General features: G+C 68.7%; 28 protein-coding genes, 1 tRNA gene and 1 pseudogene. 16 read left to right on the top strand and 14 right to left on the bottom strand.

Annotation, left to right across the window (positions count from 1 at the left end):
• The first annotated feature begins 60 nt into the window (after positions 1 to 60).
• From C4V41_RS10245 to C4V41_RS10255, 3 genes are all read left to right on the top strand, one after another.
• Positions 61 to 1,038, top strand: coding sequence for an aldo/keto reductase (locus C4V41_RS10245; RefSeq protein ID WP_103955507.1), 978 nt, complete (start codon positions 61 to 63; stop codon positions 1,036 to 1,038).
• A gap of 72 nt (positions 1,039 to 1,110) precedes the next feature.
• A complete protein-coding gene (locus C4V41_RS10250) occupies positions 1,111 to 1,416 on the top strand; it encodes a hypothetical protein (RefSeq protein WP_103955508.1) in 306 nt (101 codons plus the stop codon).
• Positions 1,417 to 1,533: 117 nt separating this feature from the next.
• The gene (locus C4V41_RS10255; RefSeq protein ID WP_103955509.1) at positions 1,534 to 1,881 is read left to right on the top strand and encodes a hypothetical protein; all 348 of its coding nucleotides are present in this window, start codon (positions 1,534 to 1,536) and stop codon (positions 1,879 to 1,881) included.
• Between the two features lie 79 nt (positions 1,882 to 1,960).
• On the opposite strand, the gene C4V41_RS61750 is transcribed toward C4V41_RS10255, so the two are convergent.
• The 3 genes from C4V41_RS61750 to C4V41_RS10265 all read right to left on the bottom strand — a co-directional run bounded on the left by C4V41_RS61750 (position 1,961) and on the right by C4V41_RS10265 (position 3,266).
• Complete coding sequence (locus C4V41_RS61750; protein ID WP_160150234.1) at positions 1,961 to 2,125, bottom strand: hypothetical protein; 165 nt, start codon at positions 2,123 to 2,125, stop codon at positions 1,961 to 1,963.
• A 77-nt stretch (positions 2,126 to 2,202) separates the two neighbouring features.
• A complete protein-coding gene (locus tag C4V41_RS10260; RefSeq protein WP_103955510.1) occupies positions 2,203 to 2,715 on the bottom strand; it encodes a hypothetical protein in 513 nt (170 codons plus the stop codon).
• Entirely contained in the window at positions 2,712 to 3,266 is a 555-nt protein-coding gene (locus tag C4V41_RS10265; protein WP_103955511.1) for a hypothetical protein, read from the bottom strand. Before C4V41_RS10265 ends, C4V41_RS10260 begins: the two co-directional genes overlap by 4 nt.
• 13 nt (positions 3,267 to 3,279) lie before the next feature.
• Here C4V41_RS10265 and C4V41_RS10270 point away from each other — a divergent pair, with 13 nt between their 5' ends.
• From C4V41_RS10270 to C4V41_RS10285, 6 genes are all read left to right on the top strand, one after another.
• Positions 3,280 to 4,770 (top strand): hypothetical protein, encoded by a 1,491-nt coding sequence (locus tag C4V41_RS10270; protein ID WP_146103610.1) that lies wholly within the window; start codon positions 3,280 to 3,282, stop codon positions 4,768 to 4,770.
• Between the two features lie 277 nt (positions 4,771 to 5,047).
• Entirely contained in the window at positions 5,048 to 5,308 is a 261-nt protein-coding gene (locus C4V41_RS60645) for a hypothetical protein (protein WP_146103611.1), read from the top strand.
• A gap of 167 nt (positions 5,309 to 5,475) precedes the next feature.
• Positions 5,476 to 6,873 (top strand): glycoside hydrolase family 28 protein, encoded by a 1,398-nt coding sequence (locus tag C4V41_RS10275; RefSeq protein WP_103955513.1) that lies wholly within the window; start codon positions 5,476 to 5,478, stop codon positions 6,871 to 6,873.
• Positions 6,874 to 6,878: 5 nt separating this feature from the next.
• Positions 6,879 to 7,172, top strand: a complete 294-nt coding sequence (locus C4V41_RS10280) for a hypothetical protein (protein ID WP_103955514.1) — start codon at positions 6,879 to 6,881, stop codon at positions 7,170 to 7,172.
• 24 nt (positions 7,173 to 7,196) lie between these two features.
• A complete protein-coding gene (locus C4V41_RS60650; protein WP_146103612.1) occupies positions 7,197 to 7,421 on the top strand; it encodes a hypothetical protein in 225 nt (74 codons plus the stop codon).
• Between the two features lies 1 nt (position 7,422).
• Positions 7,423 to 7,791 (top strand): hypothetical protein, encoded by a 369-nt coding sequence (locus C4V41_RS10285; protein WP_146103613.1) that lies wholly within the window; start codon positions 7,423 to 7,425, stop codon positions 7,789 to 7,791.
• 174 nt (positions 7,792 to 7,965) lie between these two features.
• On the opposite strand, the gene C4V41_RS10290 is transcribed toward C4V41_RS10285, so the two are convergent.
• Positions 7,966 to 8,337 carry a DUF5997 family protein gene (locus tag C4V41_RS10290; RefSeq protein ID WP_103955516.1) on the bottom strand — a complete coding sequence of 124 codons (372 nt, stop codon included), beginning with the start codon at positions 8,335 to 8,337 and terminating at the stop codon, positions 7,966 to 7,968.
• Between the two features lie 55 nt (positions 8,338 to 8,392).
• On the opposite strand from C4V41_RS10290, the gene C4V41_RS10295 reads away from it, so the two are divergent.
• Complete coding sequence (locus tag C4V41_RS10295; RefSeq protein WP_235030019.1) at positions 8,393 to 9,118, top strand: LysR family substrate-binding domain-containing protein; 726 nt, start codon at positions 8,393 to 8,395, stop codon at positions 9,116 to 9,118.
• A 394-nt stretch (positions 9,119 to 9,512) separates the two neighbouring features.
• On the opposite strand, the gene C4V41_RS10300 is transcribed toward C4V41_RS10295, so the two are convergent.
• From C4V41_RS10300 to C4V41_RS10310, 3 genes are all read right to left on the bottom strand, one after another.
• Positions 9,513 to 10,244 carry a DUF7873 family protein gene (locus tag C4V41_RS10300; RefSeq protein ID WP_103955517.1) on the bottom strand — a complete coding sequence of 244 codons (732 nt, stop codon included), beginning with the start codon at positions 10,242 to 10,244 and terminating at the stop codon, positions 9,513 to 9,515.
• 364 nt (positions 10,245 to 10,608) lie between these two features.
• Entirely contained in the window at positions 10,609 to 11,085 is a 477-nt protein-coding gene (locus C4V41_RS10305) for an NUDIX domain-containing protein (protein ID WP_103955731.1), read from the bottom strand.
• Positions 11,086 to 11,207: 122 nt separating this feature from the next.
• Entirely contained in the window at positions 11,208 to 11,846 is a 639-nt protein-coding gene (locus C4V41_RS10310; protein ID WP_103955518.1) for a hypothetical protein, read from the bottom strand.
• A 106-nt stretch (positions 11,847 to 11,952) separates the two neighbouring features.
• Between C4V41_RS10310 and C4V41_RS10315 the strand changes: the two genes are divergently transcribed.
• The 3 genes and pseudogenes from C4V41_RS10315 to C4V41_RS65290 form a co-directional block, all read left to right on the top strand.
• The gene (locus C4V41_RS10315) at positions 11,953 to 12,192 is read left to right on the top strand and encodes a hypothetical protein (protein ID WP_103955519.1); all 240 of its coding nucleotides are present in this window, start codon (positions 11,953 to 11,955) and stop codon (positions 12,190 to 12,192) included.
• Complete coding sequence (locus tag C4V41_RS10320) at positions 12,183 to 12,368, top strand: hypothetical protein (protein ID WP_103955520.1); 186 nt, start codon at positions 12,183 to 12,185, stop codon at positions 12,366 to 12,368. Before C4V41_RS10315 ends, C4V41_RS10320 begins: the two co-directional genes overlap by 10 nt.
• A 42-nt stretch (positions 12,369 to 12,410) precedes the next feature.
• A pseudogene (locus tag C4V41_RS65290) lies at positions 12,411 to 12,665 on the top strand (tyrosine-type recombinase/integrase); the annotation flags it as partial.
• 116 nt (positions 12,666 to 12,781) lie between these two features.
• On the opposite strand, the gene C4V41_RS10330 reads toward C4V41_RS65290, so the two are convergent.
• From C4V41_RS10330 to C4V41_RS10360, 7 genes are all read right to left on the bottom strand, one after another.
• Positions 12,782 to 12,853 (bottom strand) — tRNA-Val (locus C4V41_RS10330).
• 17 nt (positions 12,854 to 12,870) lie between these two features.
• Positions 12,871 to 13,812, bottom strand: a complete 942-nt coding sequence (locus tag C4V41_RS10335; protein ID WP_103955521.1) for an ROK family protein — start codon at positions 13,810 to 13,812, stop codon at positions 12,871 to 12,873.
• Between the two features lie 259 nt (positions 13,813 to 14,071).
• Positions 14,072 to 14,392, bottom strand: a complete 321-nt coding sequence (locus tag C4V41_RS10340; protein ID WP_103955522.1) for a hypothetical protein — start codon at positions 14,390 to 14,392, stop codon at positions 14,072 to 14,074.
• A 32-nt stretch (positions 14,393 to 14,424) separates the two neighbouring features.
• Positions 14,425 to 14,886, bottom strand: a complete 462-nt coding sequence (locus C4V41_RS10345; protein WP_103955732.1) for a peroxiredoxin — start codon at positions 14,884 to 14,886, stop codon at positions 14,425 to 14,427.
• Positions 14,887 to 14,918: 32 nt separating this feature from the next.
• A complete protein-coding gene (locus tag C4V41_RS10350) occupies positions 14,919 to 15,350 on the bottom strand; it encodes a DUF3052 domain-containing protein (protein WP_103955523.1) in 432 nt (143 codons plus the stop codon).
• Positions 15,351 to 15,467: 117 nt separating this feature from the next.
• Positions 15,468 to 15,875 (bottom strand): secondary thiamine-phosphate synthase enzyme YjbQ, encoded by a 408-nt coding sequence (locus tag C4V41_RS10355; protein ID WP_103955524.1) that lies wholly within the window; start codon positions 15,873 to 15,875, stop codon positions 15,468 to 15,470.
• A 9-nt stretch (positions 15,876 to 15,884) separates the two neighbouring features.
• Positions 15,885 to 16,067, bottom strand: a complete 183-nt coding sequence (locus C4V41_RS10360; protein WP_103955525.1) for a DUF1918 domain-containing protein — start codon at positions 16,065 to 16,067, stop codon at positions 15,885 to 15,887.
• 106 nt (positions 16,068 to 16,173) lie between these two features.
• Here C4V41_RS10360 and C4V41_RS10365 point away from each other — a divergent pair, with 106 nt between their 5' ends.
• The 3 genes from C4V41_RS10365 to aceE all read left to right on the top strand — a co-directional run bounded on the left by C4V41_RS10365 (position 16,174) and on the right by aceE (position 21,366).
• On the top strand, positions 16,174 to 17,655 hold the full coding sequence (locus tag C4V41_RS10365; protein ID WP_103955526.1) for a sensor histidine kinase: 1,482 nt from the start codon (positions 16,174 to 16,176) through the stop codon (positions 17,653 to 17,655).
• The gene (locus tag C4V41_RS10370) at positions 17,652 to 18,281 is read left to right on the top strand and encodes a response regulator (protein ID WP_200823860.1); all 630 of its coding nucleotides are present in this window, start codon (positions 17,652 to 17,654) and stop codon (positions 18,279 to 18,281) included. Before C4V41_RS10365 ends, C4V41_RS10370 begins: the two co-directional genes overlap by 4 nt.
• Positions 18,282 to 18,618: 337 nt before the next feature.
• A complete protein-coding gene (gene aceE, locus C4V41_RS10375) occupies positions 18,619 to 21,366 on the top strand; it encodes a pyruvate dehydrogenase (acetyl-transferring), homodimeric type (RefSeq protein ID WP_103955527.1) in 2,748 nt (915 codons plus the stop codon).
• Positions 21,367 to 21,549: the final 183 nt, after the last annotated feature.

Below are 21,549 nucleotides of genomic sequence, written 5' to 3' on the forward strand. Positions count from 1 at the left end.
GCCACATCCGAATATTGTTGGTGCCGCTCAGGACTTCGCATGCCGAAAGGTCGTCAAGTGATGGAACACCGCCTGTTGGGACGTACGGGACGCGAGATCGGCGTCGTCGGTCTGGGCGCCTGGCAGCTCGGCGCCGACTGGGGCCAGGTGACGGAGGACGAGGCCACCGCCACGCTGCGGGCCGCCGTGGACGAGGGCGTCACGTTCATCGACACCGCCGACGTCTACGGCGACGGGCGCAGCGAGCAAATCGTCGGCCGCTTCGCCAAGGACCGCCCCGAGCTGACCGTGGCCACCAAGATGGGCCGCCGCCTGGAGCAGATCCCGTCGAACTACGTCATGTCCAACTTCCGCGCCTGGAACGAGCGTTCCCGCCGCAACCTCGGCGTGGACACCCTCGACCTGGTGCAGCTCCACTGCCCGCCGGCGCCCGTCTATTCGACGGACGCGGTCTACGACGCGCTCGACACCCTGGTGTCCGAGAAGAAGATCGCCGCGTACGGCGTCAGCGTGGAGACCTGCGACGAGGCCCTCACCGCCATCGCCCGCCCGGGGGTGGCCACCGTCCAGATCATCCTCAACGCCTTCCGGCTCAAGCCCCTGGAGCAGGTCCTTCCGGCCGCCCGCGCCGCCGGAGTGGGCATCATCGCCCGGGTCCCGCTGGCCAGCGGCCTGCTGTCGGGCAAGTACGACGAGCACACGACGTTCGCCGCCGACGACCACCGGACCTACAACCGGCGCGGAGAGGCGTTCGACGTCGGGGAGACCTTCTCGGGCGTCGACTTCGCCACCGGCCTGGAGGCGGTCCGCCGCCTGGCCCCCCTGGTTCCCGCAAACGTCACCATGGCCCAGTTCGCCCTGCGCTGGATCCTGGACCAGGAGGGCGTCTCGGTGGTGATCCCCGGCGCCCGCAACCCGGCCCAGGCCACGGCCAACGCCGCCGCCGCGGCCCTGCCGCCCCTGGAGCCCGCCACGCTGGCGGAGATCCAGTCGATCTACGACGACCTGATCCGGCCCCAGATCCACGACCGCTGGTAGCCCATTGACGCCGGCCGCCCGCCCATTTACCTTTAGGAAACTTTCCTAAGCATTCTCGCCAAGGAGCCCTCCATGCACGCGAGAACAAGGGCGGCCGGCGCCGCACTCCTCACCACCGCCATCCTGGTCGCGGGCGCGCCCAGCGCCTACGCCGCACCGGCCGATTGCGGCTACCAGATCAGCACCGGCGAACGCTGGGCCACGAGCCTGTGCACCAGCGGCACGGGCGAACACCGCATCAGGGTCCTGCAACGGCACTTCCTGCCGGAAATAGGGCTGATCCCGATCGAAGGCCCGTGGCAGCCGGTCGGCACGGTGTCGTACACGGGCATCAGCCCGCACACCACGGTCAGCGTCTGGGTGGAAACCCGGGGCTGACCGTCCTTGAGCCCCGCCGGGCGGTTGCGGCGGCTTCCGCCCGGCGGGATCTTTACAGAAGGGGGACGGTCGCTGATGATGAGGGCGTTTTTCGGCCTTCGTTCTCCGAGGAGAAGCATGTTACGTCCACTCTGCGCGGCCGCCACCCTGCTGTCAGCACTCGCCCTCATGGCCACCCCGGCGGCCGCGGCCTCACCCGGCCTGCTCACCCTCTTCTCCGCCCCCAACTTCACCGGCCCGACGAACAACGTCTCCTACACCAGTTGCGACAACTTCGTCGGCAGGGTCCCCGGCCAGCGCGTCGGCTCCTTCGACAACCGCCCGCTGCCCGGCTGCCGGGTGGTCCTGCACGCCCTGACCGGCGACTTCACCCTCTGCGCAGGCCGAGGCGTGGTCCCGCCCGCCTCCCGCCAGGTCAACCTCTACTCGATCCGCGCGGGCGCCAGCGCCCCGTGCCCCGGATAGACGAGCCCCCGTATTGACCTGCCCTTTATAGACGAGCCCCGCCCACCCCGGCTGGGATGGACGGGACCTTGGTCTCGCGTCAGATGCGCTCGTCCGGGTTGGTAACCAGGTACATGTTCCAACTCCCGCCGCCATCGTGCGCTCCGCCGGCCGGACAGGTCCCGTTCGTCGGGAACCCGTTGAACCAGAGGGCGAAGCATTTGCGGCAGAAGCGCCAGTTGTTCTGCGTGGTGATGTTGGCCATGACGTCCTCCTAGTCGTCGTCCACGCAGCCAGCGTCACCCCGGGCGAGGACAGGGGTCATGAGTAGTCACTACTCATTCACGCCCTGGCCCACGCGTACAGCACGATGACCAGCGCCGCGATGGCCGCGAACCAGGCGATGAGCGCGACCTGGCCGAGGACGACATAGCCGGACCCGGCCAGGACGGCGAGCGTCCCCAGGCCGAGCACGGCCCAGCGCAGCACGTCGAGCAGGGCGGCACCGGCGAGGTCGCCCTGGGGGCGCAGCCGTTCGACGATGGCGCCGGCGACCATCCACACGGTGACGAAGGCGGCGACCGACGCGAGCACGCCGAAGACGTACGAGATGCGCCCCTCGTCTTCATCCGAACGCGTGAAGAAGCCCAGGAGCTCGAAGATCGAGACGAAGACCATCAGGACGGCGGCGGACCTGGCCCGGTAGGCGGCCTCGCCCATGGACCGCCCCAGCCCGTCCAGCCCCGACACGCACAGACCCCATCCGACCGGGTCGAGCAGCAGGTCGAAGCCGTTGACGTTGAACGACCCGAAGGCGAACACGAAGCCGGTGGCGATCTTGCCGTAGGCGTTCACCGTGATCGCAACGCGTCGTCGCAGACCTTGTTCGCCAGAGCCCGCTGCCAGGCGACCAGGATGTCCTCGTCCTCCTGCCCCGATCCCTCCAGTCGCTCCGGCCGCTCCGGCCGCTCGGGCCGCTCGGGCCGCTCGGGCCGCTCGGGCCGCTCGGGCCGCTCGGGCCAGGAGTCCATCGTCACCTCCGACTCCCCTGAGGCCAGCCAGGTCCGGTACGTGAAGCGAACGGGTCGCGGCTCATGCGGCACCGCCGCGCAGTCGGTGATGACCAGGCGCCTCTCGAACGTCTCGGACTCACCGGCTCCCACGGTGATCTCGGCCCGTTCGTCCTTGCTCACGGGCAGGAGGCGAACACCCGGGATGTCCATGGAAAGTCCGGCGAGGATGACGGAGACCATCGTCAGGTTCTCCGCCTCGATGAAGAGATGGCTGGAGAGCACCCCATCGTCATCCACGAAAGCGTACACGCCGAAACTCCCGACGCCCCAGCGGAGTTGTGGAGCCGTCGCCCCCGTCACCCACAGCGTCATCGCGGCGAAGACCAGCGCCACACAACTCCACACCATGGCGCGTATCCGCCGGCGCTGCGCAATTCGACTGGTGATGCCAAATTGCTGCCATAAGTCATCCGGATCCATGATCCAGCACCATATATGGTGGCACCTCGTGACAGTACCCCCGATGATTCTCTGGGCAATTGCGGCGATCACCGTAGTGCCGGCGGCGGCACCGGTCACGCGGGAACGGCTCAATCGATTCGCCAAATCGAACGGCCTCACCATCACGCCGGACAATGCCCGTCAGGTCATCGACCATGTCACCGGCCTGCGCCGCTGGCGGTTGGCTGCCCTCCTGGTCGCGGCCCCGCTGGCGGGCTTCACCAATGACCCGTTCTACCTGGTGCTCGGCTGGTGCGTCGGTTTCGTCCTTCGCGACGTCCGCTTTCCGCTCGCGCCATTCCGTATTTCCGCCGAGGCGCGCGTCTATCGTGGCGCCTGGCTGCTCACTTTGGGTGTCGCCGCGGTAACGGGAAACATTCTGGTCGCGGATGAAGGCGTCACTCCGGCGTTTCTCGTTCATGCCGCCATCGTGATTGTCGTGGCGGCCGCCGTGCCCTTCTCCGCCCGAAATCTCGGCGCCGGCGCCTCCTCCGCGATTCGCGATCTGTCGACCCGGAACGTCTACCTGGCGGCAAGCGCGATAGCGCTGTCGGCCGCGCTCCTCGTTCCCGGCCGCGCGCCGCTTCCCGAAACGCCGGAGTACACGATGCCCCGGATGGGGGGCGAATACGCGGCCGAGTTCCAGACGGCCGACGACATCGAGGCTCCCACCTGCCCCTGGATGGACCAGGTGGACGCACCCTGCCGCACGTGGCTGGTCAACGAGAATCCGTTTCCGCAGGCCGCCCCGTACATCGTCAGAACGGGCGGAGCGCCGCAGCACGCGCCCTTCGTGCTCAGCCCCGACAGAAAAGCCGTCGTGTACCTGCACGCGAAGGACCGCCGCCTGGTCTATCAGAACGCCGAGGGCACCCACCCCCTCACCGGCCGCCTGCCGGACACCGGCCTGCCCACGGTCACGTTCACCAGGCAGAACAGATATCTCGCCCTGGCCGGGGACGACGTACGGATCGTCGACACCAAGGACTGGAGCACGCTGCCGATCCCCGGCGCCCGTAAAGTCCACGACCTCAGCCGCAACGGGATCGTGGCCACGACCGACTCCGAGGTCCTCGTACTCGACCACAAGGGCAGGGAACGGATGAGCCTGACCCTGAGAAAGTTCGCGGAGGACGCGCTGGAGGACACCTACCACCTCCGCCCGGACGGCGGTCTGCTCGTCGTCATCCGGGCCAGGGAGAACCAGGTCGACACCTACCTGCCGGAGTCCGGCAAGCGGGTGGCCAGGCTCACGCCCAAGCTGGGCGCCGACGACTGGCTCGGGAGCGGCCTGGGCTGGTCGAAACGTGGCCCTTTCCTGATCGAGATCGGCGATGACGAACGCGTTCACCACCTCGACCTGCGGACGGGCAGCCTGTGGAGGCGCGACAAGTGAGGAAACGGTCAACAACCCGGCCCTCGCCCTGGGCTTTCTTCCCGATCCCTTCGCATTTCCAGCGGCGGAAGCACATTGACGGTTATTTAGTGAAATCACGGCAAATGAGTTTTGCTTGCTTCCGGATGACCGCGGCGCGCCGCCGTGCTTAGGGTGGGTCTGATTCGGAGCGCCGCAGGGCGTCTCCCGAGGGCGCCGAAGCGACACTCCGCCACGCCCCGGCCGGCGGTTCCGACAAGGCCGGGCGATCTCATCACGGCAAGTGGAGTGATCTCGCATGTTCAGAAGACTCCTCGTCGCCGCCACTCTGGTGGCTTCCACACTCGTCGGCGCCGGATCCATGAGCACACCGGCGTCCGCCGCGGCCAACGGCACACCGTGCGTCACCTCGGCCGCCACGGGCACCCTCGTTCAGGACACGGCGGCGAAGTGCAGGTGGCGGCACGGCTGCAAGTACTGCAAGTGGGGCGGCGAATGGCACCGCGTCTGGTGTCGCTGGGACAACGGCCACGGAGGCGGCGGACACGGAGGTTGGTGACGGCCACTGATCGGCTCGATCGGCTGGAGCCGCCTCACGCAGAGGCGACTCCAGCCTTTCTGCAACCGGTTGCCGCCCTTCTCCTGGCCCGATGTGGCCGCCACGGCTAGATCACTACAACGGGTCGGCATATGATCCGGGCGTCCCGAGCCGGTAGGGAGCCGCTCATGTTAAGCCGCCGCAACGCCATGCGCGCCATGGCGATGTCCGCCCTCGCCCTCAACCTTCCCGACTCTCTCAAGGCGACCGACCCGTGGGCGCGGGCCGATCACATCGCGGCGCGCGTACGCGGCCCGCGGTTCCCGCGCCGCCGCTTCGACATCAGGGACTTCGGCGCGGCCGGGGACGGGGTGACCGACTGCACGGCGGCCATCCGCGCCGCGATCAGGGCCTGCCACCACGCGGGCGGCGGGCATGTGGACGTGCCGGAGGGCCGGTACCTGACGGGTGCCGTTCATCTGCTGAGCCACGTGGACCTGCACGTCACCGCGGGCGCGACGCTGCTGTTCAGCACCGACCCGAAGGCCTACCTCCCGCTGGTGCTGACCCGGTTCGAGGGCGTCGAGCTCTACAACTACTCCCCGCTGATCTACGCGTACGGCAGCCGCGACGTCGCGGTGACCGGCTCCGGCGTACTCGACGGGCAGGCCGACGACGACCACTGGTGGCCGTGGAAGGGCTCGGGCGATCACGGCTGGGAGCCCGGCGAACCCCGCCAGCAGGAGGCGAGAACCGCCCTGTTCGCCCAGGCCGAGCAGGGGGTGCCGGTCCGCCGGCGGCGGTATGGCGAGGGCGGCTATCTGCGCCCGTCCTTCATCCAGCCCTACCGCTGCGAGAACGTGCTGATCGAGGGCGTCACCATCGTCAACTCGCCGATGTGGGAGATCCACCCCACCCTGTCGCGCAACGTCCTCGTCCAGAATGTCACGGTCAGGACGCACGGCCCCAACAACGACGGCTGCAACCCCGAGTCCAGCCGGATGGTCGTGATCCGCGGCTGCACGTTCGACACCGGCGACGACTGCATCGCCATCAAGTCGGGCCGCAACGCCGACGGCCGGCGGGTGAACGTGCCCAGCGAGCACATCCTGGTCGAGAACTGCACGTTCCGCGACGGGCACGGCGGCATGACGGTCGGCAGCGAGATGTCCGGCGGCGTGCGCGAGGTCTTCATCAGGGACTGCGCGATGTCCAGCCCCAACCTCGACATCGCCCTGCGCTTCAAGACGAACTCGGTGCGCGGCGGCTTCGTGGAGGGCTTCTACGCCAGGGACCTCGAAATCGGCCAGGTCGGCGGGTCGGTCATCGACATCAACTTCTATTACGAGGAAGGGCCCGGGCACGGCTTCAACCCCGTGGTGGGCGGCATCGACGTGCGGGACGTGACCGTACAGACCGCCAAGAGGGCGCTCAACCTGCGCGGGTACGCCGACGCGCCGATCCGCGGCGTCACCCTGACCGACGTGAACTTCGGCACGACCGCGACGCCCGTCGTGGTCGAGCACGTCGAGGATCTGGTGCTCAAGAACGTCCTGGCCAACGGCGAACCCCTCGTGATCCCCTAACGGACATGACCGCTCACGACTACGGCCATCGGATCCTCCCCGGCACCGCCGCACAGACCACCCCCGAGGTGCTGGACACCGCACGCGGACAGGCGAGAACGGGCCTGCGCTGGGGCATACCGGTGCTGGCCGTACAACTCTGCCTCACGGCCTGGCTGCTCCCTCAGGAGGGCCCGGCGGGCTTCCTGGGCGTGCTGCTGGCCGTCGTGACAGTGATCACGTTCGGCGTCGTCGCGGCCTGGCAACGGGCCCGCCGTACGGAATCGCGCATTCTCCGGTCCAGCCCGTGGGAGGTCTGACCCTGCCGGGTCGAGAAGGTCCGCGTGGTCGCGGCGAGCGGCAAACGCGCCGGCGGCCGCCGCTGGAGCTCTGACAGCCGCCTCGTCCTCCTCAAGCCGGACGGCCAGAGCCAGTGCTCCTTTCCCGTGCCGGGCCCCGGAATCAAGGACGAGGTCTGGTTCGCCGGAAACATCGACACGAACGGAATTCTCGCCGTCCCCGGCGGGTCGCCTTTCCGCCATGTCACACGCGCCAGAAAAAAGCGTTAGCTTGATCCTCGCCATCTCAGCGACGGAAGAGCAGACACCCATGGACCTTTCCCCGTTTCACCTGGTCGGGTTGGCCACGGCATGCGTGTGCCTCGCGCTCGGCGTCTACACGGTGGCGGCCGGCCAGGTCCCGCGCCTGCTCACCCGCAGGCAACCTTCGCCCCGACCTCGCCCCGCCGGCGCCGCGCTGATCCTCGTCGGCATCGGCGTCGCGGTCAACGCCTTGAACTCGCTGCTGACGAGCGGCTCTGCCCTGGCATCCCTGGCTGTGGGCCTGCTGGGATCCGCCTGCATGCTGGGCGGCAGCGTCTGGATGCTCGTTCTGACGGTCTCCGCCCGTAATACCCTTCGCCAGCCGCCAAGGAGCTGACTGAAGTGGCCCTCACAGTGGGGTGGGCAGCATTGTCAGCGCTTGGGCGCATCGTCGCCGCACTCGGGATGTACACGCTGACCACCAAGCGAATCTCCCGCCTGCTGTTCCTGGCAATGACTCCCCGCCGCACACCTTGAGCGACCGCCGGGACAATCCCGGGAAGCCGTCTGATCAGCGTTGCTTGAGCCGGACCGCTTCCTTACGGACGTCGGCCTGAATGGACCGCTCGCGCTCCAGCCACTCCGGGTTCTCCGCCTTCAGGGCGTCGATCTCGGCGGTGGTGAGCGCTTCGGTGATCCCGCCTCTGGCCAGGCCGGACGTGGAGATCCCGAGCTTCGCGGCGATGACCTGCCTGGGGTGCGGGCCGTTGCGGCGCAGGTCGGCGAGCCAGGCGGGCGGCGCCGACTGCAACTTGTTCAGCTCGTCCCTGGAGACGACACCCGCCTGGAACTCGGCGGGAGTGGCCGAGAAGAGCACACCCAGCTTCTTGGCCGCGGTCTCGGGCTTCATCGTCTGGACGCTCTTCGGCTTGGGCGAGGTCATGGCGTCAAGCGTAGTCAGTCGCAACGGGTTCCCAGGACATCGGTACCCTGAGCGGGTGACTGATGGAGAGACCGGCAAGGCGTTCCGGCTGGCGTACGCACCCGGGGTGACCCCCGCGAAATGGGTCAACGTCTGGACCGAGAGGCTGCCGGACGTGCCGCTCACCCTGGTCACGGCTCCCACTCTTGAAGCGGTGGGGCTCCTGCGGGACGGCGGCGCCGACGCCGCGTTCGTCCGGCTGCCGATCGACCGCGACGGGCTCAGCGTGATCCCGCTCTACGTGGAGACCACGGTGGTCATGGTGCCCAAGGACCACGCGGTGGCCGCCGCCGACGAGGTGTCCCCCGCCGACCTGGCCGACGACGAGGTGTTCCATCCGCTGGACGACACCATCGAGTGGACGGACCGGCCCGGGCTGCCCGCGTTCACCCGCCCGGCCACCACGGCGGAGGCGGTCGAGCTGGTGGCGGCCGGCAGCGGGCTGCTCCTGGTTCCGCAGTCCCTGGCCCGCCTCCACCACCGCAAGGATCTCACCTACCGGCCGGTGACGGACGCGCCACAGTCTCAGGTCGCGCTGGCCTGGCCCACGGCCGCGACCACCGACCTGATGGAAGACTTCATCGGCATCGTCCGCGGCCGGACGGCGAACAGCTCAAGGGGCCGCACCCCCGCCGCTCCCGCCCCTAAAAAACCGGCACAGCGCCAGGCACCGAAACCCGCACAGGGCGGCTCCGGCCGCCGCGCCGCACCGGCCGGCCGCAAGAAAAAGGGCCCCCGGTAAAGCGGGTGAAATGGCAGCGGCCCCCCGGACTACCCAAGCCGGGGGGCCTTGATGGTTGCCGCCATGTACGGCGCCAGCGGCGTTTAAGAGGGCGGATCAGTCCTCACGACGTGTGCTCTGCCATTGAGCCACCGCGGCACGAAGAGCCGCGGGCCGGATTCGAACCGGCATCTCAACAATCAAAGTCCACCCTCGGTTGATCTGGCACCGGCGGTCAATGCTGAGTCTCGAGCGAGAATCTGAGTCTGATCGGCTGCCTCTACCACTTGGGCTACCGGGGCCCGGAATGCCCCGGGAGGGTTTCGAACCCCCACTGTGACCGTTCGTCAGCTTCAGCCTGAGCTTCAGCTTCGCGCTTTACGCGCACCCCGCGCTCAAACGGGGAGTCTCCAGGTTAGGCGAACAGATAACGGAACACGGCCTCGCCGACCTCGCGGTCTTCGACGACGGCACCGTTGGCCTCTTCGCGGGCGTACTTCACGGCGTCCTGCAGCTTCTGCACCCGGGCCAGCAGCGCGTTGACCCTCCGGGCCGGCAGCGCGCCGGAGAAGGCGATCTTCGTCCAGTAACCGACGACGACGTCCTCGTTGTAGACCTGAACCTGCGCCGGATGCTTGTCCGTGGCCTCCGCCAGCACGTGGTTGCGCGGCACCTTCTTCGTCCGCGTCGTCTTGACCGGGTCCGTCCGCCACGTGTCGGTGTTCTCGTCGACGCTCCACGTCTCCGACGGGTCGAGCGTCGGCAGCTTGGACACGAACGTGTGCAGGTCCACCAGCTGCTTCTCGAGGAACAGCAGATAGGTGACCGGAGCACCCTCGATGAGGGTCTGCCCGTCCACCACCACGTCGGCCTTGGCGACCGTGTTCGTCCAGTCCTTCGTCGCGGTCACGTCGAACAGCCGGGTCAGCGCGGCACCGACGTCGGTGAGGACCTGCTCGGTCTTCACCTGGACGCGAGTGGACTCCGGCGGCAACTGCTCGCCCTCGTCGTCGATCGGCTGGTACGTGCGCGACAGACCCGACAGGAGCGGGCTCTTCTGAATGGTGTGGTAGGCGTCGGTGACCGCGCGCTGCGTGCTGGCCTTGACGCCCTTCTCGACGGCGAGAATCTGGTTCAGCTTCGCCACGTGCGGAGTCCGTTCCTCAAGAGATCTGACTGGATAGGGGCAGATCGTACTGCGGGCCCCCGATATGGGCGCAACTTGTATATCGGGCCCCGGCACCCCTCGGACCAGCCAGACGCCCCTCGACGAACTCAGCCGGCGCCGGATCGCTGGAGCCACTGCGTATGGAGAGCCGGCAGAATACGGATGGCTTCGTCCGGATGAAGGTGGCTTGCCGCATACTCGCCTTCGACGGCCTGCTCGCGTGTCCAGTCGCCGCCGATGTCGAGTGAGCAGATGTCCCAGCGGCGGAGGTCTCACCTCGGCGAACGCTCCACCCGGATCCCCCGCTGTCCATGCTCGTCCCAGGCCGTTGTCACTCAGATAGTCACTCAGCGGGGACGGTCCGGCCGTGCTCCAGGTAGATGGTCTCGCCCTGCTCACGGGCGATGGCAGCGGCCTTGAGACGACGGGCGAGACGCTCGATCATCAGGCCGTCCAGTTCGTCAACACGACGGAATTCATAGGCGCTCAGCTCCTTGTCGGCGAACCTGATCTGCTTGATCTCCTCGTCGTCCAGGATGCCGCCGTCGAACACGAACAGAACCTTGTCGCCCTCCTGCGCCAGAGGTGCCCAATCGGCCACGAGAAGACGGCCGATGGTCGGCTGGATGCCCAGCTCTTCGCTTACCTCCCGGACGCATGCCGCATAGGGAGTCTCCCCCGGCTCGACGTACCCACCAGGGATGTCCAGATACGGCTTATACGTGGGCCGGACCAGCAGCACACGCTCAGCATCATCGAAGAACAGCACTCCAGCGGCAGCGCGGGCATGAGCGAACCGCACGGCCTCCTGATTGTTCACGGCCTCGACCTTACGCCACAAGGCCGGCTCTCACACGATGTTCAGACGCCGGGCGAGCGAGGCGAGTTGGAAGCCGGGCTTGCCCTTCTGCCTCCTGATCCAGGACATCGTGAGCTGGCGGCTCAGGTAATGATGCGCACCTGCTCGGGCGCGATGATCTCAGCGTCCAAGAGTGCTGTCAGAGCATCTTCGGTGCGGTTCCGCAGGCTGAAGGCATGCGCCACGGCGAGACCATGGCGAGCGCGGCGACGTTCGATCGGAAGCCCGCTGGTGTCCAGTCTTGCCCCGACGTCCACTGCGACTTGGATGTCTCCCAGTTCGATCGCCGTCGCCACTTGGTGGATGCGGACGTTCGTCGGCCCGAAGGCAGTCCACACGTAGTTGGCATCCCTGCCCAGCCGTGCCGCCGACTCCCTCGCTTCGGCGAGGAACGCACGCGTCGCATCCCGGTCCTCATCTCGCGCTGCCGCCATCGACCCGGCGAGGTACAGCGTTCCGTACACCGACAGCAGTTCAGGCGTGGCGAGCGGAAGGCCGGGAGACAGCAGTTCGGCGGCGTCCACGGTGAGCTGCTTGGCTGCCGTGTACCGACCGTTGGCCAGCAATGCGTGCGTGACACAGCGAAGCAATGAGGCCGTGATGAGCTGATCGCCGGATTCCCGCGCGAAGGTCAGGCCCCGCTCGGCAGCGATCCATGCGAGATCGGCCTCGCCCACCTTGGTCAGGATGCTGGCGGTAGCGTGATAGACCTGCCCGAGCACGCCCAGCGCTGACAGGCGCGCATCGCCCGCACCGACACGTGCCGCGTGGTGAGCTTCGCCGATCAGCCCCGGGAGGACCCGTATGACATAGAACGTCTCCGTAGACGTGCACGACGGCTACGGCCTGGCCCTGGTGTCCGTCTGGGCCGGACTGGTCGTCTGGTGTCACGGCGGGCGGTACTGGTGGCGGGCGGCCTGGGATGCGCGACGGCAACGTGTCATCTACGCCTGGCACCCCTTCACCGAACCTGCTCGGGCCGCCGACCGCATCGCACGGCGTTACGCGCAACTGCGGAAGGCTCACTCGTCCTCTACGACGGTCACCGGGGCGCCGCCGTGCGCGTGACCTTGGAGCAGTTGATCAGGAACTACCCGGCATGGCGCATCCAGGACCTGGCTCAAGGCTGGGTGGCCATGCGCAGGACCCTGGTTCCTCGCGCGAGCGGGCTGTCCAACGTCCGTTGTGGGGAGACGTCGACCGAACTGGCCGCGAACCTGGAGGCGGAGACCAGGCTGAAGTGACTCCTGCACCGCACCCGGGTACCACCACGGGCAGCGACCCGGGTGAATCGATGGCAACGCAACCCGACCCGGAGCACAGGGCCTCCAGGCCCGAGCACCGGAAGCACTCCCGTCACAGCGCACAACGTACGGCGCGATTTCCGGAAGGTCGTGGAGGCGGCCGGGCTCACCGGACGGGAGTGGTCACCTCGCGAACTGCGGCACAGCTTTGTGTCCGTGCTGTCAGACTCCGGCGTCCCGATCGAGGACATCTCGCGCCTGGTCGGCCACTCCAACACGGTGGTCACCGAAACGGTCTACCGGCACCAGATCAGGCCCGTGATCATGCAAGGAGCTGCGGCGATGGACAAGATCTTCGGGAGCCAGTCACTCGGACGCAATTTCCAAGATCGCACACAGGATGTTTCTGCAGGTGGGCGGTACTGGGTTCGAACCAGTGACCCCTCGCTTGTAAGGCGAGTGCTCTACCGCTGAGCTAACCGCCCCTGATCGGCACTACACCTTACGACACCAACGGGGCCGATCGCACATCCAGCGCCCACCCGGGGCCCAGCTCAGGGCGGCCGGCCGCGCGCCAGCCCAGGAGGGACGCTCCCAGCATGCCCGCGTCCACTCCCAGCGCCGCGGGCGTCAGCGGGGGTGCGTCGCGGAAGGCCAGGCGTTTGATCAGGCGGGTGCGCACCGGGTCGAACAGGGCCGGGCCCGCTTCCGCGAGGCCGCCGCCGAGGACGATCACCGAGGGGTCCAGCAGCAGCGTGTACGTCGCCAGCGCCAGCGACAGCGCCTCCACCGCCTCGTCCCACACCTCTATGGCGATCGGATCGTCCGACGAGACCACCTGCTCCGCCTTGACGCCCTCCACGCCCGCCCGCTCGCTGTAGCGGCGCCCCACCGAGGCCGCCGACGCGTACGTCTCCAGGCAGCCCAGCTGGCCGCACGCGCACTGCTCCCCGTCCGGGAAGACCGGGGTGTGGCCGATCTCGCCCGCCCAGCCCGACGAGCCGCCGTACGGCTCGCCGCGGATGATCGAGGCGCCGGCTATGCCCGTGCCGATGGGGAGGAAGAGGAAGTCCGTCAGGCCGCGGCCCGCGCCGAGGATGCTCTCCGCCAACCCGCCGGTACGCACGTCGTGCCCCAGCATGACGGGGATGTCGAGGGAAGTGAAGTCCGTGGCCGGTACGTCGCTCCAGCCCAGGTTGGCCGCGTAGATGGCGGAGTCCTCCGACACCAGGCCGGGGACGGCCAGGCCGACGCCGGCCGGGATGCCGTCGCCCGAGGCGGCCAGGTGGCTGATGAAGTCGGAGATGGCGGCCACCACCGCGTCCGGGCCCTCCGCTCGGGGGGTCGGACGCCGCTCGCTCAGCAACACCGCACCCGACTCGCTGACCAGGCCGCCCTTCATGGACGTGCCACCGACATCGAGCGCGACAACGAACGAACTCATAGCGGACACGGAAGGAGACGATAGCGCAGCTCAGCAAATGTCTGGAAAGGCGGTCACCCCGGCGGCCGGACCGAAACCCAAAGGGAAGCGGGTTCATGGAAGAGGCCACAGGGCGTGGGCGAACACCTGCATCACTCCTGAGCCCGCAGTGCTCCAGGCGGCCGCGGCTCACGGAGCCCCCAAGCCGCCCGTGAAGCCCCCGCAGCCGCGACAGCGACAGGGGAAGGCCACCGGCCCACGAAACGGCCCCCAGAGCCGCTCAGGCCCGTCCGAGCACCCGGTTCAGTGCCGCCTCCACCTCAGCCGACAGCCCTGGCGGCGAGGCCACCGGGCCGGCGGGGCTGAGGGGGTCGGACGAGCGGGCCAGCCGTACCGCCCCGCAGGACCGGCATTCCACCTCGCCCAACCGGCAGATCAGCGCCGTGGACGCGCAGGTCGCGCACGCGTCCAGGTCGAGGTCGTGCAGTCGTTGACAGTCCGGGCAGATCAACACCTGGGACTCGTTGCGCACCCCGCGCTGCCACGGGCTGGCGCCGCGCACCGGGTCGGTCTGCCGGGCCCCGCAGCGATAGCAGGGCATCCTTCCCTCCGAAATCCGAAGTCAAGAAGAGATCATGAAATATCGGCGAGTGCTTTCACGTAGTCGGCGATGTCGCGCGCCGCAGAGATCGGATTGACCACCGACCACCGGACCACGCCCTCGCCGTCGATGATGAAGGTCCCCCGCTGAGCGAACCCCTTCGCCTCATCGAACACACCGTACGCCCGCGCGACCTGTCCGTGTGGCCAGAAATCGGAGAGCAGGGGGAACGTGTAACCCTCACGATCCGCCCACGCACGGTGCGTGAACATGGAGTCCACGGAGACGGTCAGCACCTGCGCGCCCTCGATGGGACGCTCGCGCAGCGCCGACAGCTCGCCGTGGCAGACCCCGCTGAAGGCCAGCGGGTAGAAGACCAGCACGACCCTCGTGCCCCGGAACTGGGCGAGGCTCACCGGAGTGCCGTGCTGGTCCTGTAGCTCGAAATCCGGAGCCAGGGCACCGACCTCGGCAGGATGTGCGTTCACAGGCATCATCCTGCCCTACGGCTGGCGCTCGGGCTCCCTTATCGGCGGCTGCCCTTCGGCGGGACGAGCCTCGTCCCGGACCAGTCGGGTGCGGCGGAGATGCTGCTCGTCTGCGAGAGACCCGCGGTAGCGGCATCCTCCCCGATGTCGCTCGGCTCCACGTGGCCGTCGCGCCCGGCCTTGGGAGTCAGCAACCAGATCTGGCCGCCGTCGGCGAGTGCTCGCATGGCGCTGGTCAGGGCGTCGAAGAGATCTCCGTCGCCGTCGCGCCACCACAGCAGCACCACGTCGACGACGTCGTCACTCCCGTCGTCCAGCAGCTCGTTGCCGGTCAGGTCCTCGATGGAGTCGCGAAGCTCGTCGTCGACGTCCTCGTCCCAACCGATCTCCTGCACCACCTGACCCGGCTTGAGGCCGAGTCGTTCGGCCAGGCCGCGCTCGCCCTGCGCCTGACCCGCGGTCGCGCTCACGTTTATCCCTCCTGCTTGAGTGGCCCCGCTTATGCGGTTTATCGCTTCGGCACAGTCCACACGCTGTGACCCTCAGTCGTCAACGGTCGCCACGGGTACGGCCGTAGTCGGCCAGAATCAATCAGACAAAAACGACAGGCGAACCTGGCGTTGCGTGTTGTCGACGTTCAGGTCCACGAGCGCCACGGACTGCCATGTGCCCAGCGCCATTCGCCCGCCCAGCACGGGGATCGTGGCGTACGGTGGGATCAGCGCGGGCATGACATGTGACCTGCCGTGGCCGCGCGAGCCGTGCGCGTGACGCCAGCGGTCGTCGGCCGGCAACAGGTCGCGCAGGGCGGCCAGCAGGTCGTCGTCGCTGCCCGAGCCAAGCTCGAGCAGGGCGACACCGGCCGTGGCGTGCGGCACGAACACGTGCAGCAGCCCGTCGTCTCCCTGCGCCCGTACGAAGTCGGCGCATGCGGCCGTGATGTCGTGCACCGTCTCTCGCGACCCGGTGGCCACGGAGATGATTTCAGATCTCACGGGCAAATCTTACTTAGGCACGACGACGGCATCCGGGCCGGGAAACACCAGTCCGGTGTGCCCGTCGTCGAACCTCACCATGTACGGAGGCCCGCCGTCCGGGCTGAGGACCTCCATGATTTCTCCGCGCCGGTCCCTTTCGCCAACGGTATTCCCGTGCACCAGGAGCCGGTCGCCTACCGCTGCATTCATACCTCCCACATTGGTACGCCCCGAGCCGAACGAAAAGCCTGATTCGCAAGTTTTGCTCCCCCGAGAGGGGGAGGAAGAAAGATGACCAAAACGTTACGCTGCGCGGATGTGGCGTTGGGGGCTGCGCGGCAAGATGGCCGCCTCGTACGTGCTCGTCACCGCGACCGCGGTACTCCTGGTCGAGGCGGTGATCGCGGGCTTCTACCTGCTCCCGCAGGCCTACGCCACCGACCTGGCGGCCGTACTGAGCGAACAAGCGGGTAACGATACGAAAGTGCTCAATCTGGCGCTGGCCCGGATCTCCACCGCCGCCCCCGGACAGACTCCGCGCGAGCTGCTGGAGTCGGCGACGGCCGCGACGGAGGGCCGTACGGTCGCGGGCGGCGCCCGGCCGAGGCGGGAGCCGGGCCTGGCCATGCTGGCGGCGACCGTCGACACGGCCGGCGTGGTCGTCGCGAGCTCGGCGCCCGCGATCTACCCGGTGGGCGGCACGCTGGACGTCCCGCTGCCGGGCCGTGACGGCATGCCGGACCGTCCCCCGCCGGGGCGCGACGGCGCGCTGGACGTCCCCCTGCCGGAGCGCGCTCGCGAGGCCGGCACCCGGACGGGGCGGGCGACCTGGCACTTCAGTCCGGTGCTGGTCAAGGCGCCGGACCAGGCGTCGGGCTTCGACGTGATCGGATACGTCTACCTGCAGGTGCCGGCCGGCACCGTGATCACCCCGGCGCCGTGGCCCATGCTGGTGCCGGCGGCGCTGGTGCTGGCGCTGGTGGTGCCGGTCGGGCTGGTGTTCGGCCTGCTCAGCACGCGCAGGCTGACGAGCAGGGTACGCCGCCTGGCGGGCGTCACGACGGCGGTGGCGGCCGGCGACTTCCGCCCGCGGATCCCCGTCACGGGGGCCGACGAGGTCAGCACGCTGGAGCAGTCGGTCAACGCCATGGCCGACCGCCTCGGCGCGGCGGTGGCGGCGGCCACGGCGACCGCGCACGCCGAGGCGCGCCAGGCCGAGCGCGGCAGGATCGCCAGAGAGCTGCACGACTCGATCTCGCAGGACCTGTTCTCGCTGAGCCTGCTGGCCTCGGGCATGCGCAGGGCGGCACCTGACTCCGTACAGGAACAGGCCGAGTCGATGGAGCGCACGGCCGCCCGCGCGATGCGCGAGATGCAGGCGCTGCTGCTGGAGCTGCGCCCGGTGGCGCTGGAGGACGCGGGCCTGCTGCCCGCGCTCGACGAGCTGTGCCACGCCTACGAGGAGCGCCTGGGCATCGCGGTCGAGGCCGTGCTGGCGGAGGTCGCGCTGCCGCCCCAGGCCGAGCACGCGGTGCTGCGGCTGGTGCAGGAGGCGCTCGGCAACGCGGTCAAGCACGCGAACCCCACCAGGATCGAGGTACGTCTGAGCGCCCGCGACGGCGTGGTCACCGTGTCGGTGTGCGACGACGGCACCGGCTTCGACCCGGCGGGCCCGGCCACCCGGCACGGAATGGGGCTGAAGCTGATGCGGGAGCGGGTCACGGAGCTCGGCGGCGGGCTGGAGGTCCGCAGCGGCGAAGGGGGTACCACGGTGACGGCGACGGTACGGCCGGCATGACGATCAGGGTGCTCATCGTGGACGACCACGAGGTGGTCAGGCAGGGCCTGCGGTTCGTCCTCGATCAGGAGGACGGCATCGAGGTCGTGGGCGAGAGCGGCGACGGGGAGGGCGCGCTGCGCGCGGTCGAGGCGCTGCGGCCCGACGTGATGCTGCTCGACCTCGTCATGCCCGGCGTGGACGGCCTGGGGGTGCTGGAACGGCTGCCTGAGGAGCGGCCGGCGGTGATCGTGCTGAGCTCGTTCCAGGAGGACGACAGGGTGGTGGCGGCGGTACGGCTGGGCGCGCTGTCGTACCTCTCCAAGACCTCGGCCGTCGACCGCCTGGTCGAGGCGGTGCGCGCGGCCGCGCGCGGCGACGGCGTGCTGGCGCCGGGCATCGCGGCGCTGCTGCTCGGCAGGGTGCGGCGGCCCCTCGACACGCTGACCCCGAGAGAGCGCGAGGTGCTCGCCGCGCTGGCCAGAGGGCGCTCGAACGCCGAGATCGCCAGAGACCTGCGCATGGGCAGGGAGACGGTCAAGTCGCACGTCTCCAGCGTCCTGGCCAAGCTCGGCGTGGCCGACCGCACCCAGGCCGCGATCTACGCGCTCCAGCAGGGCCTGGTGCCGCTCGACGAGGCACTCTGAGGCCCGCGCCGAGCAGGCTCGGGACACGACGGCTAGACTCGCCCGCCGCGAGTGAGATTCCTCCCCCTCGGGGGAGGTTACGGCTACGGAGGCGGCATCCCGGGCGTCAAGGCATTCGAGCGAAATTTCGTTCGTTTTCCCGTCTTGTTAAATTGACCCCAGGATGTAACCTTTGTGGGCAATTCGTCCTACCATCGGTGGTCTAGGCCATCGTAGATGGCCCTGCCAGCAGGGACACTCTGGTTACTGGCTAGTAGAGATGCGTTTTCTACGGCTAGCGACCAGGATGGAAGGCGACCCAGACCAGACATCAGTCCATCTCGGAAGGCGAGACCCAGTGGCTTCCGGACGCCAGCGATTCTCGATCATCAGCGACGGCCTACCCAGCCAGCTGCCTGATGTCGATCCCAGCGAGACCAACGAGTGGCTCGAGTCTCTCGACAACGTCGTCAAGACCGAAGGCCGCACCAGAGCCCGCTACCTGATGCTCCGCATGCTGGAGCGGGCCCGCGAGCACCAGGTCGGCGTGCCGGGCCTGCGCAGCACCGACTACATCAACACGATCCCGCCGGAGCGCGAGCCCTGGTTCCCCGGCGACGAGCACGTCGAGCGCCGCATCCGCGCCTACATCCGCTGGAACGCGGCCATCATGGTGACCCGGGCCAACGCCCGCACCAACGTGGGCGGCCACATCGCCACCTACGCCTCGGCCGCCTCGCTCTACGAGGTGGGCTTCAACCACTTCTTCCGCGGCAAGGACCACGGCGAGTCGGGCGACCAGGTCTTCTTCCAGGGCCACGCCGCGCCGGGCATCTACGCCCGCGCCTTCCTGGAGGGCCGGCTCAACGAGGCCCAGCTCGACGCCTTCCGCCAGGAGCTGTCGCACGGTTTCCACGGGCTGCCCTCCTACCCGCACCCGCGGCTCATGCCCGATTTCTGGGAGTTCCCGACGGTCTCCATGGGCCTGGGCCCGATCGGCGCGATCTACCAGGCGCGGTTCAACCGCTACCTGCTCAACCGGCAGATCAAGGACACCAGCCGCAGCCACGTCTGGGCGTTCCTGGGCGACGGCGAGATGGACGAGCCCGAGTCGCTCGGCGCGATCGGCCTGGCCTCGCGTGAGGAGCTCGACAACCTCACCTTCGTGATCAACTGCAACCTGCAGCGCCTCGACGGCCCGGTACGCGGCAACGGCAAGATCATCCAGGAGCTGGAGTCCTACTTCCGCGGCGCCGGCTGGAACGTGATCAAGGTCGTGTGGGGCCGCGACTGGGACCCGCTGCTGGCGGCCGACGTCGACGGCGTGCTGGTCAACCAGATGAACACGACGCCCGACGGCCAATTCCAGACCTACTCGGTCGAGTCCGGCGGCTACATCCGCGACAACTTCTTCGGCGGCGACCCGCGCCTGCGCAAGATGGTCGAGCACCTCAACGACGACGACATCCGCAAGCTGTCGCGCGGCGGGCACGACTACCGCAAGGTCTACGCGGCCTTCAAGGCGGCCCGCGAGCACGTCGGCCAGCCGACGGTGATCCTCGCCCAGACCATCAAGGGCTGGACACTGGGCAAGGACTTCGAGGCGCGCAACGCCACGCACCAGATGAAGAAGCTCACCAAGGCCGAGCTGAAGGAGTTCCGCGACCGGCTCTACCTGCCGATCCCGGACTCCGCTCTCGAAGGCGACCTGCCGCCCTACTTCCACCCGGGCGAGAACGACCCCGAGATCCAGTACATGAAGGAGCGCCGCGCGGCCATGGGCGGCGTGCTGCCCAAGCGCGTCATGCGCGCCAAGCCGGTCAAGCTGCCCGGCGACGAGGTCTACGGCTCGTTCGCCAAGGGCTCCGGCAAGCAGCAGGTCGCCACCACGATGGCGTTCGTGCGCCTGCTCAAGGACCTCATGCGCGACAAGGAGATCGGCCACCGGTTCGTGCCGATCATCCCTGACGAGGCCCGCACGTTCGGTCTCGACGCCATGTTCCCGACGGCGAAGATCTACTCCCCGCACGGCCAGACCTACGAGGCCGTCGACAGGGAGCTGCTGCTGTCGTACAAGGAGGCGGTGCAGGGGCAGATCCTGCACGAGGGCATCAGCGAGTCGGGCTCGATGGCCTCCGCCATCGCGGCCGGCACGGCCTACGCCACGCACGGCGAGCACATGATCCCGATCTACATCTTCTACTCGATGTTCGGGTGGCAGCGCACCGGCGACCAGATGTGGCAGATGGGCGACCAGATGGGGCGCGGCTTCCTGCTCGGCGCCACCGCCGGCCGCACCACGCTCAACGGCGAGGGCCTGCAGCACGAGGACGGCCACACGCCGCTCATCGCCTCGACCAACCCGGCCGCGGTCTCCTACGACCCGTCCTGGGCGTTCGAGGTGGCCCACATCGTCAAGGACGGCCTGCGGAGGATGTACGGCGACCAGCCGGAGGACATCTTCTACTACCTGACCGTCTACAACGAGCCCTACCTGCAGCCCGCCCAGCCGGCCGACATCGACGTGCAGGGCCTGCTCAAGGGCCTGTACAAGTTCGCCGACGGCCCGCAGACGCAGGGCCCGAAGGCCAACATCCTGTCCTCGGGCGTGGCCGGCCCGTGGGCGATGGAGGCGCAGCGGCTGCTGGCCGAGGACTGGGGCGTGTCGGCGACCGTGTGGTCGGCGACGTCATGGTCCGAGCTGCGCCGCGACGGGCTGGCGGCCGAGGAGCACAACCTGCTCAACCCCGACGCCGAGCAGCGCGTCCCCTACGTCACCCAGGCGCTCTCCGGGGCGCAGGGTCCGTTCGTGGGCGTCAGCGACTACATGAAGGCCGTCCAGGACCAGATCGCGCAGTGGGTGCCGGGTGACTGGTCCTCGCTGGGCACCGACGGGTTCGGCCTGTCCGACACCCGCTCGGCGCTGCGCCGCCACTTCCACGTGGACGCCGCCTCGATCACGCTGGCCGTGCTGACCAGCCTGGTCAAGCGGGGCGAGCTGGACGGCGAGGTGCTGCGCGAGGCCATCGCCCGCTACCACCTCAAGAACGGCGTCACCGAGGCCGGCGGCGCGGAGAGCAACGACACCCAGTCCATGGGCGTCTGAGCCGTCATCCGATAGGGGCGCTCCCGCGAATCACTCTTCGCGGGAGCGCCGTCATGTCAGCGTCGCCATGACCGGCCTTCCGCGCCTTGGCCCGTGAGGCGGCACGTTCAGGAGGGGTACGTGCCGCCTCACCCAGGTTTGGTGCAGGGTCACGTATTGTGGGCACTACTTCCCCCTGAGATC

Origin of the sequence: Nonomuraea solani, from assembly GCF_900108335.1 — a bacterium.
Taxonomy (GTDB): Bacteria; Actinomycetota; Actinomycetes; order Streptosporangiales; family Streptosporangiaceae; genus Nonomuraea; species Nonomuraea solani.